We start from the raw sequence: 19,122 nt of genomic DNA on the forward strand, positions 1-19,122 counted from the left end.
CAAGCACGTTTCTAAAACTGATAGCTAACATCAAGACCATAACGGCGACCTTCCCCTTTAAAGTCTTCTAGCATGCCAAGAAATGAACTTAAATCAAATTTTAAATTACTGTACTCTGTATCAAATAAATTTTTCCCCCAAACTACAAAGCTAAAATTATCAACTTGATAGCGAATATTCCCATTTACGATACTATACCCATCTTGCATAGCATACGGGTTTTGATTTTGATCAAAATAATATTCGGACTGGTAATCAACAAGTAATTGGGTAGTTAAAGGGTTACCAGCTAGCTCTAACTGATACTCAACGCCCACACTGGCATTCCATTTTGAAGTAAAGGGTAAGCGGTTATCAGTTAAACTGTTACCTAATGGATCTTCAAATTCTTCAAATTCAGCATGAGGAATATAACCCAGTGCAAGCCGCATCGACAACGTATCCGTTGCTTGATAATCAAATTCAGCTTCTAAACCATAAATTATTGAGTCACCAACATTTTCAAGAAGTTGTACAGGTGGTTTTTGCGCCGATTTAGAAGGTTGATTCATAAATACTTGCTGATCATTATAATCATAATAAAAAGCAGCCCAATTAAACCGTATACCTTGCTCTGGCCACCATGATTTAGTGCCAACTTCATGGGCATTGAGACGCTCTTTACCATAATCGGCTAGTTCCGCTTGCTCAGGAGACGATAAAAACCCCCCATTATAACCACCACTTTTGGCGCCATTGGCAAAACGATAATAACTGTGAGTTGAATCACTAATGAGGTAGTTAATTGCAATTTGACCCGAGAAGCCATTGTCGGATTGCTGTCCTTGTACATGATAAAACGGCACTAAACTGCCCGCTAAATCCGCAGTATCTATGACAACATTTAAGTGTGCAACTGAATCATAATCAAGTGATTCGTACGAATACCGTAAGCCCGCACTAATCATCCAGTCAGCATTAAGTTGGTAATCTAACTGGCTAAAAGCAGCTATATTTTGCGTATCAATTTGATTATCGTAAAAGAAAGTAGCAGTTAAGTCAGAAGCGAGTATACCCCGCAGATCACGAAGAATATCATTTATATTATTTTGTTGGATAGATTCGTCCGCAAAGTACAGGCCACTGGTTAAAGTATGTCCATCCCATTGTGTTTGCAGGCGAAGTTCTTGGCTAAACAAATCAGTATCAAGCCCTAAACTACCCTCACACAACTGTGCTGGCGAACCATCACAATTAAACGCATGGGAGCGCTCTAGCTGGTTATAACTGCTAATAGAGACAACTTCATTACGATCATTAACTTGCCAAGTGAGGTGTGCGCTGACCCCTTTACCATCCGTTTTGTGAGGGGAGTCATTATTGACCTTAACAGTATAAAAATCATCACTTGCGTCATTAAAACCAAAATTGTCAAAACACTTTGTTGAACCCGCTTGGCTCGCACTACAACGCTCACCAGTTAAAGGATCTGCAATGATACCAATATTACCCACCGGCTGGACAATACCTTGCCAATCTTCTATATGACCTTGCAATAACAATTGCAGGTTATCAAAATCACTTAAAAGTGATAACCGGGCACTGGTTTGTTCCATTCCCGCAGTCGGTGCTTGGTCAAAAGCGTTGCGAGTTGAGTATTGATAATCTTGATGATTGATAGCAACACGAAATGCAGTAGAATCACTTAATTGATTGTTATACATCGCATCAATGTTAAATGCATGGTTATTTGCTACCCCTGCAGTTAGGTAACCCGTCTCAGTGAATTCGGGGCGCTTGGTACGGATCAAAATAGCGCCGCCTGTTGCATTACGGCCAAATATAGTCCCCTGCGGGCCACGTAGAATATCAACCTGCTCAATATCAAAAAAGTTCACGATTTGGTTACTTGCTGAACCTACAGCGACATCATCGACATAAATCGCCACCGGCGACGTATTAGCAGTGTTGTAATCAACTAAGCCAACCCCGCGAATATTAACCGCCGGTGGTGTGCCTTCAGCAGCATTTTGGCTAATTTTTAAATTTGGTGCAAAAACAGATAACTCAGTTGAATCCTTGTAGTGTTGATTTTTTAGGGTATCTCCTTTTACCTGACTGACTGCAATACTGACGTCTTCAATCGCTTGTGCACGCTTTTGGGCATACACCTCAATCACTTCGAGGCTACTTTGCGTAATCGTTGCTTCATCATTTTGTGCCTGCACAACTGAAGATAAAACAAAGCTCGATGAGCACAGTAATAAAATACTATTTGAAAAAGCATGAGTGTGGCTTTTCATAAGAGAATGGACCTTAACACTGAACATATGTAAACATACTGTAATTATTTGTGATTATAGACTAATTTATTGATTAAAGTCGCCTAAATAGCGAATCCAATCTATTGTTTCACGACAACTAAAACGCATCTTCCCCACTAATATGCTGTGGATATCCACACAGTGTTCGTGCGGTTTGCATGCCTGCCATTACTGCCGCTTCTACACAACCTGCATTAACACCTGTTTTTATCCAATCACCGGTGATCAACAAATTACTAAACTGCGTACCATCCGTTGCTAAACGGTATTGGCTTGAACCTGTGACCGACAGCACATAGCGCTCACTTGGGTCAACATTTACCCGCCAATATTGTTGATCTAAGCGAGCGTGACCAGTGGTATTATCCGCATACAAAACAGACCAATCAAAAGCATTATTGTTATAGGCTAACGGCCATAACGGCTGCATATTAGTAGTCACCAATTGGGTTAAATTTTCTTTAACTTGTGCTTTAGCGGTTGCAGGAAAGGTGTACTCACTTTGTGGCGGGTATTCCTTGCATGGAAACGCGCTGCAAAAATAGGCTATATTCTGCGGCGCATTATTTAGTGGCCACTGCTCTTTTTCGACTAAATTTTGCATTGCAGCCCAGGTATCAAATGGTTCACTAAAGCTACTCAAAATTGGCCCTTCCTCACTTGGCGGCATGTATTGCCAGCCTAATTGCTGATCTGTTTTAGTTAACCAAAGTTGACTCGCCTGTGTAGCAACGGTTCGTACTTTTTCTGCTTGTGCAGCAAAGTTTGCGTCGATCGCTAAAAGCTGCGGGCAGACATGCTCAAGAGATGCAACTGACACCCCGAGAATCAGCCGGTCAAAGTCTTCATTAAACTGCAGTGTTTTAGTCTCAAGTTCTGTACCAAAATGTGCTTTATAACGCGCAGGCCAATCACTCCAAAATGATTCTAAGTTTATATTATGTTGTTGCAATAATTCAGCTTCTGCTGAGTTTATTTGTTGGTAAAGCGGCTCGCTGGGCCAACAGGGTAAGTTTTTAACATCAACCAGTGGCTGGTATTCTGCACATGTATTTAGGCTCACTTGCTGCTGTAATAGCACCGATTCAACACAGTGTTGACCTTTACTATCAACCCCTGGGGTGAGTTGTTGCAGTTGATGAAAGAACTCAAACTTTACGCCTCTTTGTTTTAACAACTCATACAATGGCGCAAAAATAACGTCTCCCATACCCGCTTGCATTTTCCACATTACGCCGCCACGGTAGCACAATGCAATTCTCAGCATTGCAAGCGCCGCCACTCCCGCTTCTACATTCGGCTTCGTAAAATCCCCTTGCGGATAAGCAAAGACTAAATCATAAAAGCCTCGTACAGGTGCAGAATCCACACTATATTGTTTATTTGCACCATTTTTTAATAACCATTGACGAAAGTCATACTTGTTAATTACGGCAAAACCATCTCGGTACACTTTATCTTTGATCAGGCCAACAAGCATTGCTATTGCAAGATCAGCACAAATATAAATGCGCCTCAGCTGTGCGTTATCGTCCAATAATTCGATGATTTCTTGACTGAGCCAGCGTTTTAGTTTTCTAACAATATACCAAATAACTAAGCTGTCTTTTTTCTCTGTCAACTGCGGCAGCAGTGTATTACTGCTTTGTACAAAGTGGTTAAGTTTCTCAACCAATAAACTGGGTGTAGAAGTAATATCCTGATTTAGATTTTGTATATCATCTGTAAAGGTTCGCCACGCAGCACTATTATCTGCAACCAATGCGTGAATTTGCCGGTGAAAATGCTGTAATAAAAACTTATCGCGCGGTTTTTTTGTGGTTAATTGCGTGTTTTTAGCGTGCACACCAGCCGCTAATTCAACTTGTGGGATCCACTCTTTTAACCAAGCAAGGGTCATTTTCACAAAATCCCAAACAGTAATATCGAGACTTCCGTTAGCAGGATCACCCGCTAACACAGGAAAATTTATGGGCCAAGTTTGCCACTGTTGATCTATATGCTCTTGCAGAGCAATAAAACTATGAGGTGTAAATGCTTGCTGCCAGGTACTCAACGCACATGTTGGTGGGCGCTGTAACTTATCATAAACGGTTTCAATGGTTTTAAAGCTATTCACATAAGCGCCAAACCATACATGTAAACCATGCTCTTCAATACGCTGTCCCTTTTCAGCATTGCGGCCGCTGGCCCCTTTTCCACCTAAACGCCACCCCTGCTGATAAATCGTTATTTGCCGCTGTTGCTGCCAATTAGCTTGCTCTGTAAGGTATAACGCAGCGGTCATAGCCGCAACGCCACCACCAATAATGGCTATTTTTTCTTGTGTCATACCGATGCCTTTACGCTGGGAGTAATTGTGTTGCCTGCAGTTGATCAAAGTCCATTTTGATATAAAACGGTAAATGCACGGCTTGAGAACCTAGCTGTAAGCCAAACATCTGTGCTAAAGGGAAGCTATCTAATTGCTGCAAATATAACTGATAATCACCACTGAGCAATTTGAACTGATGGATTTTTTTATCTCGGAAGGAGAATGTAACACAGCTTGGTAAACGGCTTTATCAGCATTACCATCAGGAAACTGTTTAAAGAGTATTTGATCCATTTGTGGATTTACAAAACCATTTAACAACTGTTTTAGCAATGAAAAATCAATTCCCAGATGATCACCATCAAGTAGATTTGCGACCTGCTCACCAAAATCTTCTAACGCAGCTAACATACTTTCAGGCTGCGTAGCCGCGTTTTTAGTCACAGAAAACAATTGATATGATTGTAATTTTGAAGTCGTCGAAAAATGCTTAAAACACTCAAGTGATACTGAGAAATCAGTGGGCTTATCAACTGAGCTAGGCATTTGGTAATCACATAAATATTTGTTGTATCCCCATGTTTCTCGCCCATTTATCAATGCATAAACATTATTTACGCAAATAAATGCAGGGTACCAATAAAGGTGCGAAATACTTTCGTCATTGTCTTGCTTTTCAACTTGCGCAATCGGCAACCAAATAATGATATCGGTTTCTTGCATCCACCCCTGTTCACTAAAAGGCGGAGTTAACGAGGCTATTTTTTCTATATCGGTAAACGTCAGTAAAGCGTATTCACCGAGTCCTTGAAAATATAACTCATCAGTTGCAACAAGATTAAGTGTTGAATCAATAAAGTGCTGCACTTTTAGTGGCTCAATTTTTACAAAAAAACCGTACATGTTTGCATTACTCATGCGACAAGGTGGTTTAGCTACCGGGTTAGATAAAAAGTGACTATAAAACGGGTGTTGTGATGCCATAATTTATAATTATTTTATAAGCTTAAAATGTAATTATAGCCAAGTTTTATTACATGGTAGGAAATTCAGTAATTAATTAACGATTATTTTCGACACTTAAATATTTACTATATTGTTGATATGCAACGCTATCGAAACATTTTGACAGTGGATTCATAAAACCATGACCGTGTTCGACTAACTGACATGTCACATTTGCTTGTTGTGCTAAGCGAGTTGCAATTGGATCGACATCAAAGTGAGCTTCTTGCTTTGCAAAAATAAATTCACATGGCACATTCGCAACTAAATCTAAGTGATGACGAACTTGATTAGGATAAAAAGCGATTAATTTTTTTATATGGGGATTTTTTACTGCAGCTTGACTTCGCCATGCGGCAGCTCCCCCAGCACTAAAACCTATTATTGTGGTCGGCTTTGCAATACGGGAAACAATAATATTAAGTTTTTTATGATAGTGATCATGTCCACACTTTGTCATAAACACATCATATTGTTGTTGCTCACTCATTACCGCTTGCAATTGCCCTTGATAAGGGTCCACCATCGTACTGGCGCCCTGCAATTGTCGCGTGAAGTGACTTAAATGTGCTGTTTTACCAAAAATATCACTCGCAACTATATACTGCATAACAACTTCTTATTATTTCTAGGTAACGGTAGCCAATAAGGAACGTAGCCACCTCGATTATTTACCTAAATAAAATACAACAGTTAAATGCACATGACTAGAAATAAATTTTAAAAATGCTTGCTTAAACAAAAGCGCTGGGGTAAAGTCGCTTCTTGGTCCTAAAAAAGCCTCGCGGTTAACCTCTTTACCCTGATCCAGTAAGCCCCGCAAAACGTATATTATAGAGCTAAGTTATTGTACGGCGAGAACCCCAATTCAGACTACGGCATATTTTTTAATAGTCGCATAAATGTCATAAAGATCGTCAACACTGTAATGAAGCTAAACACAACATGGTCTATCTAATTGTGCTTTAAAAGCTAATAAAGAAGTTAGCGCACATTAAAGATAACAAGAAAAAAGTGAGTTTTATTATGTCTTATAGTTACAATGGGTCGATGATCCAAATCGCACATCCTGTGCAATCAATTTCAGTAAATAAACAACGTGTTATTTTTTCTGATACGCAAGGTTTAAAAAACACCTTGTTCACAAAAGCAAGTGACGCACGTCAATTTGTTAAATGGCTAAAAGCCAACTAAGCAAATAGTGTTTTGCATGATTGCAATTAAGTGACGCCAGCAGATGCTGGCGTTTTGCATTTTTACTCCCCCTTTATATAACAACTGCTACACTTAACCTTATTATTCATTTATATGCGGTTGATTTAATGCAGTCTGCTCTTATTTTTACGGTTTCATTATTGTTGATCAGTAGTCCTGTATACACCAAAACAATCAACTGGGTTGTCGCTGATTTTGCCCCATACTATATTTTTAATGATCAATACGCCGGTACTGGCCGTGATGAAAGTATTGTTACTTTACTTGAGCAACAACTGCCAGCTTATACTTTCAAGCGCACTATTTTACCTTCGAGTCGAACTATCCAAGAACTGGCAAACCCGAATTATACTTACTGCATGTTGTCACTCTATCAAAGCCCACACCGTAGGCAACATATCCAATTTAGTCAGCAAACGTCCACTGTTGGACTTTCCCCCTCTGTTGCGATCCATAAAGAACTTGCGCAGCAACTCAAGTTAGATCTTAATCAACCGGTATCACTCGACGCCTTGCTGAATCAATATAAACTAGCATTGGGGATTTCGATGAGCCGCTCATACGGGGATGCAATTGATGCGATAATCAATAATAGCGCCGATGCGTCAATTATTATTCGTCCTGGGCGAGATACTTTAGCCAGCTTAACTTATATGCTGAAGAAAAAACGGATTGATATTTTATTAGGTTACCCAAGTGAACATTACTATTTAGCAAAATCAATGGGCTTTGATGATGAGTTAATACAATTGCCCCTAACAGAGGCTCCTGAGCTAAGTTATGGTTATATAGGTTGTACTAATAATAAACAAGGTATTGAGCAAGTAAAGATATTGAATACAGCACTTGAGCAAGTAAAGCAGCAGGCAGCTTATCAGGAGATATTATTGCGTTGGTTGCCGGACAACCTCAAACCATTACTCGAACAACGGCTGAAAATAAGCAAAAACGCCTCAACTCAGTGAGGCGTTTTATCAATGTATAATAACTAACAAAGCGTACTACTTACGTATACCTTCAATGTATAAACCAATATCAACATGGGTAGACGCCGGACCTAGGTTATAATCAATACCAAAGTCAGCTAATTTCAAGCTAGTTTCGCCTTCAAAACCAACACGGTAGCCCCCCCATGGATCTTTACCTTCACCAATTTTATCAATTTCAAAGGTAATTGTTTTTGTAACGCCATGTAGAGTAAATTCACCTGTCACGTCAGCTTCATCGCCATCATCATCAAATTTGATTGACGTACTTTTAAAGGTCGCTGTAGGAAACTTATCAACATTTAAAAAGTCACCACCGCGTAAATGTTTATCACGCTCGGCGTGGTTAGAATCAATACTTTTAGTATCAATGGTTACCATGATTTGTGACGCATTCGGGTTGGCTGAATCATAACTAAAACTGCCATCAAAGGTATTAAAACGGCCATGCAGCCAGCTGTAGCCTAAATGTTTAATTTTAAAGTTCACAAATGCATGTGCACCTTGGGTATCAATAACATACTCTGCAGCGTGTGTAGCCGAAGCTGCAAACATTGTTGCTGTAACAGCTGCTGATAAAAGTAATTTTTTCATTTTTTAATCATCCTTTTGTGGTTTGATCATTCTAATTAAGGTTTTATCTTTATCGATAAAATGATGTTTTAACGCCCCAAGTGCATGTAATACCACAAGGCCTATTAAGCTACACGCCACATAGTAGTGAATTTTACCTGCAATATCTGCTTGATTAGCTACTGATAAATCAATTGCGGGAATACTAAATAGCGTAAACACCTCAATCGAACGACCATCCGCAGTAGAAATCAAATACCCTGAAACAACAATGATACAAAGCAACACATATAGTAATAAATGTGCTGCATGCGCCACTTTATTTAACAGCGGATCACTGTTTGATAAAGGTTCCGGTTGCGTGCCCAGCGCACGCCAAGCGAAGCGAAATATTAATAACGCTACCAGCGTAATTCCGACGCTTTTATGTAAATCTAATGAACCTTTGTACCAACTATCATAGTAAGTCAGTTCAACCATGTACAAACCAAGACCAAACAAACCTATTACCATTGCAGCCATTAACCAATGTAATGCTATGGCGACAATACCGTACGAAGATTTTGTGTTTCTAAACATACCTACTAACTCCGCTATTCATTAACAACAGCATAGCCCCTCCCTAAATAAAAGAAAACAGCAATAAATAAACAAGTTTTGTGCGTATACGCACAACTGTGCTAAAAGTTAGTCAGGAAAAACAGATTTGAGTAGATACGTGTTTAGTTATTTTCTACTAAAGCTATGTATATTTGCGTTGTTGGATCAACTTGCAAACAGGTGATCAGGTTTTCTTTAATCAGTTCTAGCATGGCGATGAAACTAACAACAACACCACTGCGTCCTTCTTCTAAGGTAAAAAGCTCACTAAAAACTAATTGTGTACCCGCGCTAGAGAGTTTGGCTAAAATAAGGCTCATACGCTCTCTAGTTGACAACGCTTCTGCGGTTATTTGATGGTGTTCAAAGGTTTTTGCCCGTGCCATTACATCACTAAGAGCAAATAATAAGTCTTTTAAATCAACATCAGGTAACAATTGCGCTTGCTCATCCTGCTCTGGTACCAGCGCCTGTGCAATAAATATATCACGAGCAACACGGGGAATATCGTCAAGGTTTTCTGCGGCCAGCTTAAATTGTTCATACTCTTGTAAGCGGCGTATTAACTCAGCCCGAGGGTCCTCTTCTTCTTCAAGCTCTTCATGCTTAGGAAGCAGCAAGCGTGATTTAATTTGCGCCAATAAGGCAGCCATCACTAAATATTCACCAGCCAGTTCTAACTGAAACTCACTCATCATTTCCACATAATGAACATATTGCTCGGTAATGCTAAAAATAGACAGCTCTAAAATATCAAGCTTATGTTTTTTAATTAAATAAAGTAATAGATCAAGTGGGCCTTCGAAGGTTTCTAAAATAACTTCCAGCGCATCAGGTGGGATATATAGATCTTCAGGTGTATCGATGACTTCCTTACCATGCAAAAAAGCCAGCGGCAGCTTTTGCTGCGCCAGCTCTTGGGTTTGAGCTACCTGTTTAGTTTGGTGCTCACTCATGGTTTAATACGATTATTCAAATGGGGTGGTATCGCCACAGCCTACGCGAAGCACTTCAACAGTATCTTCAGATAAATCAATAACTGTGGTTGCTTGCTCAGCTAAATAGCCACCATGGATAATTAAATCCACCAAAGGGCCTATGCGATCGCGAATTTCATCGGGATCCGATTCAGTGAACTGCTCACCCGGTAAAATTAATGAACACGACATCAGTGGCTCGCCTAATTCCGCTAACAAGGCGCACGTGATTGGGTGCTCAATAACACGAATACCAATGGTCTTTTTCTTGTCGTTTAATAACCGTTTCGGTACTTCTTTAGTGCCTTTGAATATAAAGGTATATGGCCCAGGTGTATTATTTTTAATTAATCTAAACAATTGGTTGTCTACGCGAGCGTAAGTAGAAAGCTCAGATAGATCACGGCACACAAGGGTAAAGTTGTGGTGCTTTTCAATACCACGAATACGTTCTATGCGCTCTTTTGCTTGTTTGTTACCTAAATTGCAGCCTATTGCATAGCCTGAATCGGTAGGATAAACCACCACACCACCTTGTTTGATGATATCCACCGCTTGTTTGATCAATCGCGGTTGCGGGTTATCCGGATGAATATGAAAAAAATCACTCATGTGTGTCTCCTGTCTGCCCTTCCCAAGTTTGCCAAACGCCTTGGCAATCTTTTGGCAGGTATAAGTTTTTTCCTAATTCTAGCCAACTAGTAGGAAAATGAAAATCAGATCCTTGCGAACATAATAAATCGTATTCGCGGCTCAATTCGCCTAAAAACTGGCGCTCACTCGGCGCTTGTTGTGGCTGGGCAACTTCCATTGCATCCCCTCCCGCCGCTTTAAATTGACTTAATAATTTACGTAGCCATTTATTCGACATTTGATAACGGCCAGGGTGAGCAATAACGGCAACCCCGCCTGCAGCATGGATAGCGGCAATTGCGGTTTGCATATCACACCAGTCACTTGGCACATAGCCTGTTTTTGCCCGTCCAAGGTATTTTTTAAATACCCCAGGAATTGTCGTAGCCACACCGCGAGCAATGAGTGCCCGAGCATAATGAGCACGCGTTATTTGTGCATCTTGTGCAAGTTCTTGCGCTTGCTGATAAATGCCATCAAAGCCGTTTTTCTCTAAACGACGACCTATTTCTATTGCTCTGTCTGCTCGTTTTTGTTGTTGTATAGTTAATAAATCAGCCAAGGTTGGCTCATCAATATCTACGTTCAGTGCTACTATATGGATCTCAAAACTTTCCCACTTAGTGGAGATCTCCACTCCGTTGATCAGTTTAAGCGGCAATGCTTGGCTTTGGATATAAGCATGAGCAGGTTTGATTGCTGCAGTAGTGTCATGATCGGTGATCGCAAACACATCGATGTTTTTTTCAACTGCACGCAATAATAATTGCTCAACAGTGAGCTGCCCGTCAGAATGCGTAGTGTGGCTATGTAAATCATATTTTATCAAAAGAGAAGACTGCTCATATTAAATGTGCGAAAGTTGTTATTAAGTATAACAAAATTTTTTAATAAATTGTTTTAAATAAATACTTGACACTAACGCCGTTGATACGGTTTACTGTAACCACTTAAGACACATAAAGAATAAAAACAATGATAAATTCAATCCAAAACACTATCTGGTGGTGGCACTCTTAAATTAAGGGTGGCGAATTGTCGTGTCTAACACATTCAAAACCCGCTTATGGCGGGTTTTTTTATATTTAAATTTTAGGGTAACAAACATGAATAACTTAGTAACTATTACACATCATTGGTGGTGGCGCCTGGTATAGCGGGACAGTAATGGTCTATCTTAATTTTATTAAGTATCGTTATTCAAACCCCGCACAGCATTGCTTGCGGGGTTTATTTTTTTGAGGGAATGAGGTTTGATTTTTAGTCATATAACAACAACACCAGGTGAAGTTACCAGCATCACCGAAGTGCGAGAATACATCCACAGCCCACTAGCATTATATGGGCTACTTGATAAAGACAATTCACTGCTTTTAGAATCAGCAGAGATCGACTCTAAAGACAGTGTTAAAAGTTTGATTTTGGTCGATTGTGCCCTGAAAATTATCTGTACAGGTAAAACCGTCACAGTAACGGCGCAGTCTAACAATGGCTTACAGTTACTGCCCTACTTGCAAACTAAACTCGACAATTGCCATACGCAATTAGACGGTTTAACCCTAAGTATTGAATACCAAGGTACTGACAGCAACATTGACGAAGCATCAAAACTCATTGCCGATAATGCCTTTAGTGCACTGCGTTGCTGTATCAATAATATTAGCAGTACCACCGAAAACCCGTTTTCGCTATTTTTAGGCGGGGTTTTTGCTTATGACATGGTGGCTAATTTTGAGCAGTTAAGCGAGGTGCCTGATGGTGAAAACAGTTGCCCTGATTATGTATTCTACTTAGCTGAAACTTTAGTCGTGATTGATCATCAAGCCAAAACGACCGAATTAATTGGCAATGTATTTAATGGTCCAGATGTACATGCAAACTGTTTTGAAGTAGGTAAAAAGCTCGAACGTTTAAATGCATTATGTGATGAGGCGGATAGCTTTACAGCAAACCAAAGCACAGGCAGCAGCGAAGTAACTGTGGATATTAGTGATGAAGACTATTGTCAGCAAGTTAATACCTTGAAAAAGCATATTGTTGACGGTGATATTTTTCAGGTCGTGCCATCACGGACATTTTCTTTAGCGTGTGCAAACCCACTTCATGCATACAGCCAACTTAAAAAACAAAATCCAAGTCCGTATATGTTTTATATGCGTGATAGCGAGTTTGCATTATTTGGCGCATCGCCTGAATCAGCGTTAAAGTTTTGCGCTGATTCGCAGCAAGTTGAAGTCTATCCAATTGCAGGCACCCGCCCTCGTGGTAAATTTGCTAATGGTCAGATCAATCCTGATTTAGACAGCCGAATTGAACTTGAATTGCGTAACGATCAAAAAGAGCGTGCAGAACATTTAATGCTGGTTGATCTAGCCCGTAACGACGTTGCTCGTATTAGCGTACCCGGTACTCGTCACGCTAAAGAGTTATTAAAAGTAGACCGTTATTCGCAAGTAATGCATTTAGTGTCACGTGTTGTTGGCACATTAAAGCCAGAACTGGATGCCCTGCACGCTTATCAAGCATGTATGAATATGGGAACATTAGTCGGTGCCCCCAAAGTCAGTGCCGCAGAGTTGGTACGTCAAACCGAAGGTAAACGCCGTGGCAGTTACGGTGGCGCTGTTGGTTATTTAACCGGTGATGGTGCAATGGATAGCTGCATTGTGATCCGCTCAGCCTTTGTCAAAAATAACATCGCTTATGTACAAGCCGGTGCCGGAGTTGTGTATGACTCAGATCCACAATCTGAAGCAAACGAAACCCGCGCTAAAGCACAAGCGGTGATCACAGCCATTCAATCGACGTATCAAGGACACTAAAATGAGCGTAACTAACACTAAGCTAACGGACGTTAAAATTTACTTTTTAGATAATTTTGATTCATTTAGTTATAACTTAGTCGATGAACTTTCTATGTTAGGCAGCGATTTAGTGGTATATCGTAACAACATAGATGCACAGGTTATTTTTGACAAAATGTGTGGTGAAACTAAGCCGGTCATTTTAGTACTTTCACCAGGTCCTGGCACACCCTCTGCGGCAGGCTGTTTAATGGCCTTGATTGAATTATGTAAAGGCCGCTTCCCAATGCTGGGAATTTGCCTTGGTCAGCAAGCGTTAACACAAAGCTACGGCGGAATTATCGGTCATGCGGGTGAGACAGTTCATGGTAAGTCATCCATTATTGAATTGGGTGATCATCCAGTATTTGCTGGCATGGGCGAACGTATGCCAGTGGCACGTTATCACTCTTTAATGGCCACTAAAGTGCCTGACAGTGTTAGCGTGATTGCCCATTATGAAGCGATCCCGATGGCGATTTATAACCACGATGATAAAGCGCTTGGGTATCAATTTCATCCTGAGTCTATTTTGACGCCAAATGGCGCCGCGCTACTTCAACAAAGTATGCAATTTTTAGCCAATGCACAGCAGTAGAGGACAGTATGCCAGTAAACCAACAATCAGCCAGTGAGGCGAGCATTGGCTCAATGATTGATGTGTTATTAACGCAAACATCATTAAGCTTTAGTCAAAGCCGGCAATTATTCGATGCCATTATGCAAGGTAATGTTAATGATATCGAACTTGCCGCCATTTTAGTCGCATTAAAAATAAAAGGCGAAGTGAGCGATGAGATCGCCGGCGCCGCGGCATCAATGCGTGCCAATGCCGTGCCTTTTGTTACCAACTTAACACAACTTGTCGATAGTTGTGGCACCGGAGGCGATGGGTCTAACACCATAAATATAAGCACCACTGCAGCCATTGTTGCCGCAGCATGCGGTATTAATGTGGTCAAACATGGTAACCGCAGTGTATCGAGTAATTCTGGTTCAGCCGATTTACTCAAAGCACTGGGGATCAATATCGATATGACCCCAGAACATGCCACACACTGTTTAGAGCAAACGGGGTTTACCTTTTTATTTGCACCGCACTACCACAGTGGTGTCCGTCATGCGATGGGAGTACGTACCACCTTAAAAACACGTACTATTTTTAACATATTAGGACCACTGGCCAATCCAGCGGCACCACATGTGCAACTGCTGGGTGTTTACGATGAAAGTTTATGCCTGCCGATGGCAGAAACATTAAAAACATTAGGTACAAAGCGTGCAATGGTGGTACATGGCTCAGGCACTGATGAAATAGCCCTGCACGGCTTAACCACAGTTGCAGAGCTTAATAACGGGGAGATCCGTCAATATACAATCAGCCCAGCAGATTTTGGTCTTGCAAACTATTCACTTGAACAACTTGCCGGTGAAGGGCCAGAATATAACGCAAATGCAAGTCGCGCTATTTTAGCGGGTACGGGCACTGACGCACATAATGCTGCAATTATCGTTAACGTAGCCGCATTACTTTATTTAACCAATAAAGCTGATGATTTAAAAAGTGCCGCCACGCAAGTTAAAGAGGTTTTACAAAGTGGCCGTGCATTAAATACTTTAAATGCCATTGTCACTAGTAGTAACAAAGAACAAGCTAACACCGAGGTAAGTAATGGCTAATGTATTAGACAAAATAGTCGCTGATAAAAAAGTAGAACTCGTTGAGCGTAAAGCCAAACGCCCGCTTGAGAGCTTTAAACATCAAGCAGTACCGACAAATCGTGATTTTTATCAAGCCCTTGCAGCACCTGGTACACAATTTATTTTAGAGTGTAAAAAAGCCTCACCGTCAAAGGGGCTTATTCGTGAGCCGTTTGATTTAGCTGAGATCACCGGCGTATATAAAAACTACGCTAGTTGCATTAGTGTATTAACCGACGAAAAATACTTCCAAGGCAGCTTTGATTATCTTGAGTTTGTTCGTAGCCAAGTTGAGCAGCCATTGATCTGTAAAGATTTCTTTATTGATGAATACCAAATTTATATGGCACGTATTTATGGTGGCGATGCCATTTTATTAATGCTGTCGGTACTTGATGACAGCCAATACCAATCGCTTGCGAACGTTGCTAAAAGCTTAAATATGGCCATTCTAACCGAAGTAAGTAATGAGCAAGAAGTACACCGTGCTCTGGCCCTTGATGCTCAGATCATTGGTATTAATAACCGTGACTTACGTGACTTAAGTACTAACTTAGCCACTACTGAGAAGCTTCGTAAGCTTATTCCTGATGATAAAGTAGTGATTTCAGAATCAGGTATTTATACCCATCAAGATGTAAAACGCTTAGCTCCTTTGTGTAACGGCTTTTTAATTGGCAGCTCGCTAATGGCCGAACGTGATTTAGAGCGCGCCTGCCGTAGTGTTATTTTGGGCGAGAACAAGGTCTGTGGATTAACTCGTAGTCAAGACGCTATTGCCGCTTATGAAAGTGGTGCTGTGTTCGGCGGTTTAATATTCGCCCCAAAATCGCCACGTTATGTTGATCTTGATTGTGCTTTACAAATCACCCAAAGCGCCCCACTTGCTTATGTCGGTGTATTTGTAAATGAGAGCATTGCTAATGTCGCAGAGCATGCAACAAGCTTAAAGCTAGCTGCGGTACAATTACACGGTCAAGAAGACGAAACTTATATAAACCAACTACGGCCGCTATTACCAAACAACTGTCAAATTTGGAAAGCACAAGCAATTAAAGACAGCTTGCCAGAGCCTATGAGTGGTATTGATCGTCATTTATACGACACCCACAGCGACACCCAAGCAGGCGGCACAGGTAAAACCTTTGATTGGGCCATTCTCAAAGAAGCGAAGCAACCATTTATGCTCGCCGGTGGCTTAAACGCAGACAATATTCAAGGTGCATTATACCAAGGCGCGCATGGACTTGACCTAAATTCTGGGGTTGAGCAAAGCGCCGGTAAAAAATGCCCAAACAAATTAAATGATGCATTTATTAGCATCCGTAAATATTGAGGTTACTATGAATAATCCAGCTTATTTCGGCGAATTTGGCGGCATGTTTGTCCCAGAATTGCTCGTACCAGCACTAAAACAACTAGAAAACGAATTTAATAAATCGCAAACAGATCCTGCTTTTCAAGCTGAGTTTGAAAAGTTACTTAATGAATATGCTGGCCGCCCTACGCCACTGACATTAACCCGTAATTTGATTAAAAACCCAAAAGTAAAATTATACTTAAAGCGTGAAGATTTACTGCACGGCGGCGCTCATAAAACAAACCAAGTGTTAGGCCAAGCTTTGTTAACCAAACGTATGGGTAAGAAAGAAGTTATCGCTGAAACTGGCGCAGGCCAACACGGTGTAGCAACCGCACTTGCATGTGCACTACTTGGCTTGAAATGTCGTATTTACATGGGGGCTAAAGATGTCGAACGTCAGCAGCCAAATGTGTTCAGAATGAAATTAATGGGGGCGACTGTTATACCTGTTACCGCAGGCTCAGGCACACTTAAAGATGCCGTAAATGAAGCACTACGTGATTGGTCTGCAAATTATAAAGAAGCACATTATCTACTCGGTACAGCAGCAGGTCCGCACCCTTTCCCAACCATGGTACGTGAGTTCCAAAAAATGATTGGTGAAGAAGCCAAACAACAAGTATTAAAAGCGGAAGGTCGCCTACCTGATGCGGTACTTGCCTGTGTGGGTGGTGGCTCCAATGCCATTGGTATGTTTACTGACTTTATTGACGAGCCAAGTGTGAAGCTCATTGGTGTAGAGCCTGCTGGTAAAGGCCTTGATACCCATGAGCATGGTGCAACCATCTGTAAGGGCACAAAAGGTATCTTACACGGTACTTATACGTACATTATGCAAAATGATGATGGCCAAATAGAAGAGTCATACTCTGTTTCAGCGGGTCTTGATTACCCTGCTGTAGGTCCGCAGCATGCCTTTTTACATGAAACAGGCCGCGCACAGTATGTTGGTATTACTGACACTGAAGCACTCGAAGCTTTCCAGTTATTAGCTAAAAACGAAGGTATTATACCTGCGCTTGAATCAAGCCATGCCCTTGCCTACGCCTTAAAATATGCTGAGCAGCAAACTGAAGACACCATCTTAGTGGTGAACTTAAGTGGTCGTGGTGACAAAGATTTAGCCCACGTGATGGATGTACTTTCTAAGGAGGAGCAGTTATGAGCCAAGCAACTACTCAAAAAACAGACCGCTACGGTAAAATGTTTGCCAGTTTGAGCGAGCAAAACCAAGGCTCATTTGTACCCTTTGTGACAATTGGTGATCCAAATAAAGAATTGAGCGTTGAGATCATTAAAAGCTTAATAGATGGCGGTGCTGACGCATTAGAACTCGGCATTCCATTTTCAGATCCAATCGCTGATGGTCCCGTTATTCAAGCGGCTAATATTCGCGCTCTAGATGTCAATATTAATACCCAAGATTGCTTTGATATTATTAAGCAAGTACGTGAATATAACGCCGATATTCCAATTGGTTTACTACTGTATTCAAACTTAGTGTTTAAACGTGGCCTAGAGACGTTTTACAAAGATGCAAAAGCGGTTGGTGTTGATTCTATTTTAGTCGCAGACGTACCACTGCATGAATCAAAAATGTTTCGTCAAGCGGCTATGAATAACGGCATCGACCCTATTTTCATCGCCACACCAAACGCCCCTGATGACACCTTACGTGAATGTGCCTCTTACGGCCGCGGTTACACCTATTTACTTTCACGAGCTGGCGTTACTGGCACTGAAACTAAAGCACAGATGCCGGCATCTTCAATTGTTACTAAATTAAAAGAGTACCACAGCGCACCTGCGTTACTGGGCTTTGGTATTTCGACTCCAGAAGATGTAAAAGCCGCGCTCAATGCGGGCGCTGCGGGTGCCATCTCAGGCTCTGCTGTGGTTAAAATCATTGAAACTCATCTGGAAAACCCACAAGCAATGTTGAATGGTTTAAAAGAATTTGTAGCCGCAATGAAGGCAGCTACAGCTCTCTAAGCACAACTAAAGGGCGCTCAATGCGCCCTTTTCAGCTAATGTGCTTGGTGTTTACCTTCAATAATTTCTTCTATGAATTTACGATTAAAAGCAGCTAGATCCGCAGGGCTTCTGCTCGTAACTAAACCTCTATCAACACTCACTTCTTTGTCGACCCACGTAGCACCAGCATTAATCAAATCAGTTTTAATACTTGGGAAAGAGGTTACTGTACGATCTCGCAATTTATTAATTTCTGCTAATAACCATGGTCCATGGCAAATCGCTGCGACGGGTTTGTTTTTATCGGCTCCAAAAAAGCCATCAACAAATGCTTTTGCATCTTTGTCAATCCGCAAACTATCCGGGTTAAATAAACCGCCAGGTAAGAGCAATGCATCATAATCATCACTACTGGCCTCACTGGCGAGTTTATCCACGGCCACTTTATCGCCCCATACATCTTCATCCCAACCAGTAATTTCACCTTCTTTGATTGAAATAACCTCAACAGTTGCGCCTGCGTCTAATAAAGCATCTCGCGGTGAAAACAGCTCACTTTGCTCAAAGCCGTCAGTTGCTAAAATTGCTATTTTTTTGCCTTTAAGTTGGCTACCAGTTTGTAATGTAGACATGAT

The 19,122-nt window shown here is 41.1% G+C and carries 19 protein-coding genes; 8 read left to right on the top strand and 11 right to left on the bottom strand.

Features of this window, described 5'->3' with window-relative positions:
* Nucleotides 1-11: 11 nt before the first annotated feature.
* The 5 genes from KAN5_RS06640 to KAN5_RS06655 form a co-directional block, all read right to left on the bottom strand.
* Nucleotides 12-2,282, bottom strand: a complete 2,271-nt coding sequence (locus tag KAN5_RS06640) for a TonB-dependent receptor (protein ID WP_016709371.1) — start codon at nucleotides 2,280-2,282, stop codon at nucleotides 12-14.
* A 118-nt stretch (nucleotides 2,283-2,400) separates the two neighbouring features.
* Nucleotides 2,401-4,635: an NAD(P)-binding protein gene (locus KAN5_RS06645; protein ID WP_244390784.1), complete on the bottom strand. Its 2,235-nt coding sequence runs from the start codon at nucleotides 4,633-4,635 to the stop codon at nucleotides 2,401-2,403.
* A gap of 10 nt (nucleotides 4,636-4,645) precedes the next feature.
* The gene (locus KAN5_RS17555; RefSeq protein ID WP_347881513.1) at nucleotides 4,646-4,777 is read right to left on the bottom strand and encodes a hypothetical protein; all 132 of its coding nucleotides are present in this window, start codon (nucleotides 4,775-4,777) and stop codon (nucleotides 4,646-4,648) included.
* Complete coding sequence (locus tag KAN5_RS06650; RefSeq protein ID WP_347881514.1) at nucleotides 4,765-5,601, bottom strand: acetoacetate decarboxylase; 837 nt, start codon at nucleotides 5,599-5,601, stop codon at nucleotides 4,765-4,767. Before KAN5_RS06650 ends, KAN5_RS17555 begins: the two co-directional genes overlap by 13 nt.
* 76 nt (nucleotides 5,602-5,677) lie before the next feature.
* A complete protein-coding gene (locus tag KAN5_RS06655) occupies nucleotides 5,678-6,232 on the bottom strand; it encodes a dienelactone hydrolase family protein (protein WP_016709370.1) in 555 nt (184 codons plus the stop codon).
* A gap of 416 nt (nucleotides 6,233-6,648) precedes the next feature.
* Between KAN5_RS06655 and KAN5_RS06660 the strand changes: the two genes are divergently transcribed.
* Both KAN5_RS06660 and KAN5_RS06665 read left to right on the top strand, forming a co-directional pair.
* Entirely contained in the window at nucleotides 6,649-6,816 is a 168-nt protein-coding gene (locus KAN5_RS06660; protein ID WP_016709369.1) for a hypothetical protein, read from the top strand.
* Nucleotides 6,817-6,944: 128 nt separating this feature from the next.
* The gene (locus KAN5_RS06665; RefSeq protein WP_244390785.1) at nucleotides 6,945-7,802 is read left to right on the top strand and encodes a TIGR02285 family protein; all 858 of its coding nucleotides are present in this window, start codon (nucleotides 6,945-6,947) and stop codon (nucleotides 7,800-7,802) included.
* 36 nt (nucleotides 7,803-7,838) lie between these two features.
* Here KAN5_RS06665 and KAN5_RS06670 read toward each other — a convergent pair whose 3' ends face one another.
* The 5 genes from KAN5_RS06670 to KAN5_RS06690 form a co-directional block, all read right to left on the bottom strand.
* A complete protein-coding gene (locus KAN5_RS06670) occupies nucleotides 7,839-8,417 on the bottom strand; it encodes a YceI family protein (RefSeq protein ID WP_016709367.1) in 579 nt (192 codons plus the stop codon).
* Nucleotides 8,418-8,420: 3 nt separating this feature from the next.
* Nucleotides 8,421-8,975: a cytochrome b gene (locus tag KAN5_RS06675; protein WP_244390786.1), complete on the bottom strand. Its 555-nt coding sequence runs from the start codon at nucleotides 8,973-8,975 to the stop codon at nucleotides 8,421-8,423.
* A 143-nt stretch (nucleotides 8,976-9,118) separates the two neighbouring features.
* Nucleotides 9,119-9,952: a ScpA family protein gene (locus KAN5_RS06680; RefSeq protein WP_244390787.1), complete on the bottom strand. Its 834-nt coding sequence runs from the start codon at nucleotides 9,950-9,952 to the stop codon at nucleotides 9,119-9,121.
* 12 nt (nucleotides 9,953-9,964) lie between these two features.
* Nucleotides 9,965-10,585: an L-threonylcarbamoyladenylate synthase gene (locus KAN5_RS06685; RefSeq protein ID WP_016709365.1), complete on the bottom strand. Its 621-nt coding sequence runs from the start codon at nucleotides 10,583-10,585 to the stop codon at nucleotides 9,965-9,967.
* On the bottom strand, nucleotides 10,578-11,435 hold the full coding sequence (locus KAN5_RS06690; protein WP_244390788.1) for a PHP domain-containing protein: 858 nt from the start codon (nucleotides 11,433-11,435) through the stop codon (nucleotides 10,578-10,580). The genes KAN5_RS06685 and KAN5_RS06690 overlap by 8 nt, the downstream gene beginning before the upstream one ends.
* Nucleotides 11,436-11,859: 424 nt before the next feature.
* Here KAN5_RS06690 and KAN5_RS06695 point away from each other — a divergent pair, with 424 nt between their 5' ends.
* The 6 genes from KAN5_RS06695 to trpA are packed head-to-tail and all read left to right on the top strand — an operon-like array spanning nucleotide 11,860 to nucleotide 18,505.
* A complete protein-coding gene (locus KAN5_RS06695) occupies nucleotides 11,860-13,428 on the top strand; it encodes an anthranilate synthase component 1 (protein ID WP_016709363.1) in 1,569 nt (522 codons plus the stop codon).
* Nucleotide 13,429: 1 nt separating this feature from the next.
* Nucleotides 13,430-14,047 carry an aminodeoxychorismate/anthranilate synthase component II gene (locus tag KAN5_RS06700; protein ID WP_244390789.1) on the top strand — a complete coding sequence of 206 codons (618 nt, stop codon included), beginning with the start codon at nucleotides 13,430-13,432 and terminating at the stop codon, nucleotides 14,045-14,047.
* Nucleotides 14,048-14,100: 53 nt separating this feature from the next.
* A complete protein-coding gene (gene trpD / locus KAN5_RS06705; RefSeq protein WP_244390934.1) occupies nucleotides 14,101-15,129 on the top strand; it encodes an anthranilate phosphoribosyltransferase in 1,029 nt (342 codons plus the stop codon).
* The gene (trpCF, locus tag KAN5_RS06710; protein ID WP_138554540.1) at nucleotides 15,122-16,486 is read left to right on the top strand and encodes a bifunctional indole-3-glycerol-phosphate synthase TrpC/phosphoribosylanthranilate isomerase TrpF; all 1,365 of its coding nucleotides are present in this window, start codon (nucleotides 15,122-15,124) and stop codon (nucleotides 16,484-16,486) included. The genes trpD and trpCF overlap by 8 nt, the downstream gene beginning before the upstream one ends.
* Before the next feature lie 7 nt (nucleotides 16,487-16,493).
* A complete protein-coding gene (trpB, locus tag KAN5_RS06715) occupies nucleotides 16,494-17,678 on the top strand; it encodes a tryptophan synthase subunit beta (RefSeq protein WP_029216190.1) in 1,185 nt (394 codons plus the stop codon).
* The gene (gene trpA / locus KAN5_RS06720; protein WP_016709358.1) at nucleotides 17,675-18,505 is read left to right on the top strand and encodes a tryptophan synthase subunit alpha; all 831 of its coding nucleotides are present in this window, start codon (nucleotides 17,675-17,677) and stop codon (nucleotides 18,503-18,505) included. Before trpB ends, trpA begins: the two co-directional genes overlap by 4 nt.
* 35 nt (nucleotides 18,506-18,540) lie before the next feature.
* Here trpA and KAN5_RS06725 read toward each other — a convergent pair whose 3' ends face one another.
* A complete protein-coding gene (locus KAN5_RS06725) occupies nucleotides 18,541-19,119 on the bottom strand; it encodes a type 1 glutamine amidotransferase domain-containing protein (RefSeq protein ID WP_138554541.1) in 579 nt (192 codons plus the stop codon).
* Nucleotides 19,120-19,122 lie beyond the last annotated feature (3 nt).

It is taken from the genome of Pseudoalteromonas sp. KAN5 (assembly GCF_022846535.1).
Taxonomy (GTDB): Bacteria; Pseudomonadota; Gammaproteobacteria; order Enterobacterales; family Alteromonadaceae; genus Pseudoalteromonas; species Pseudoalteromonas haloplanktis.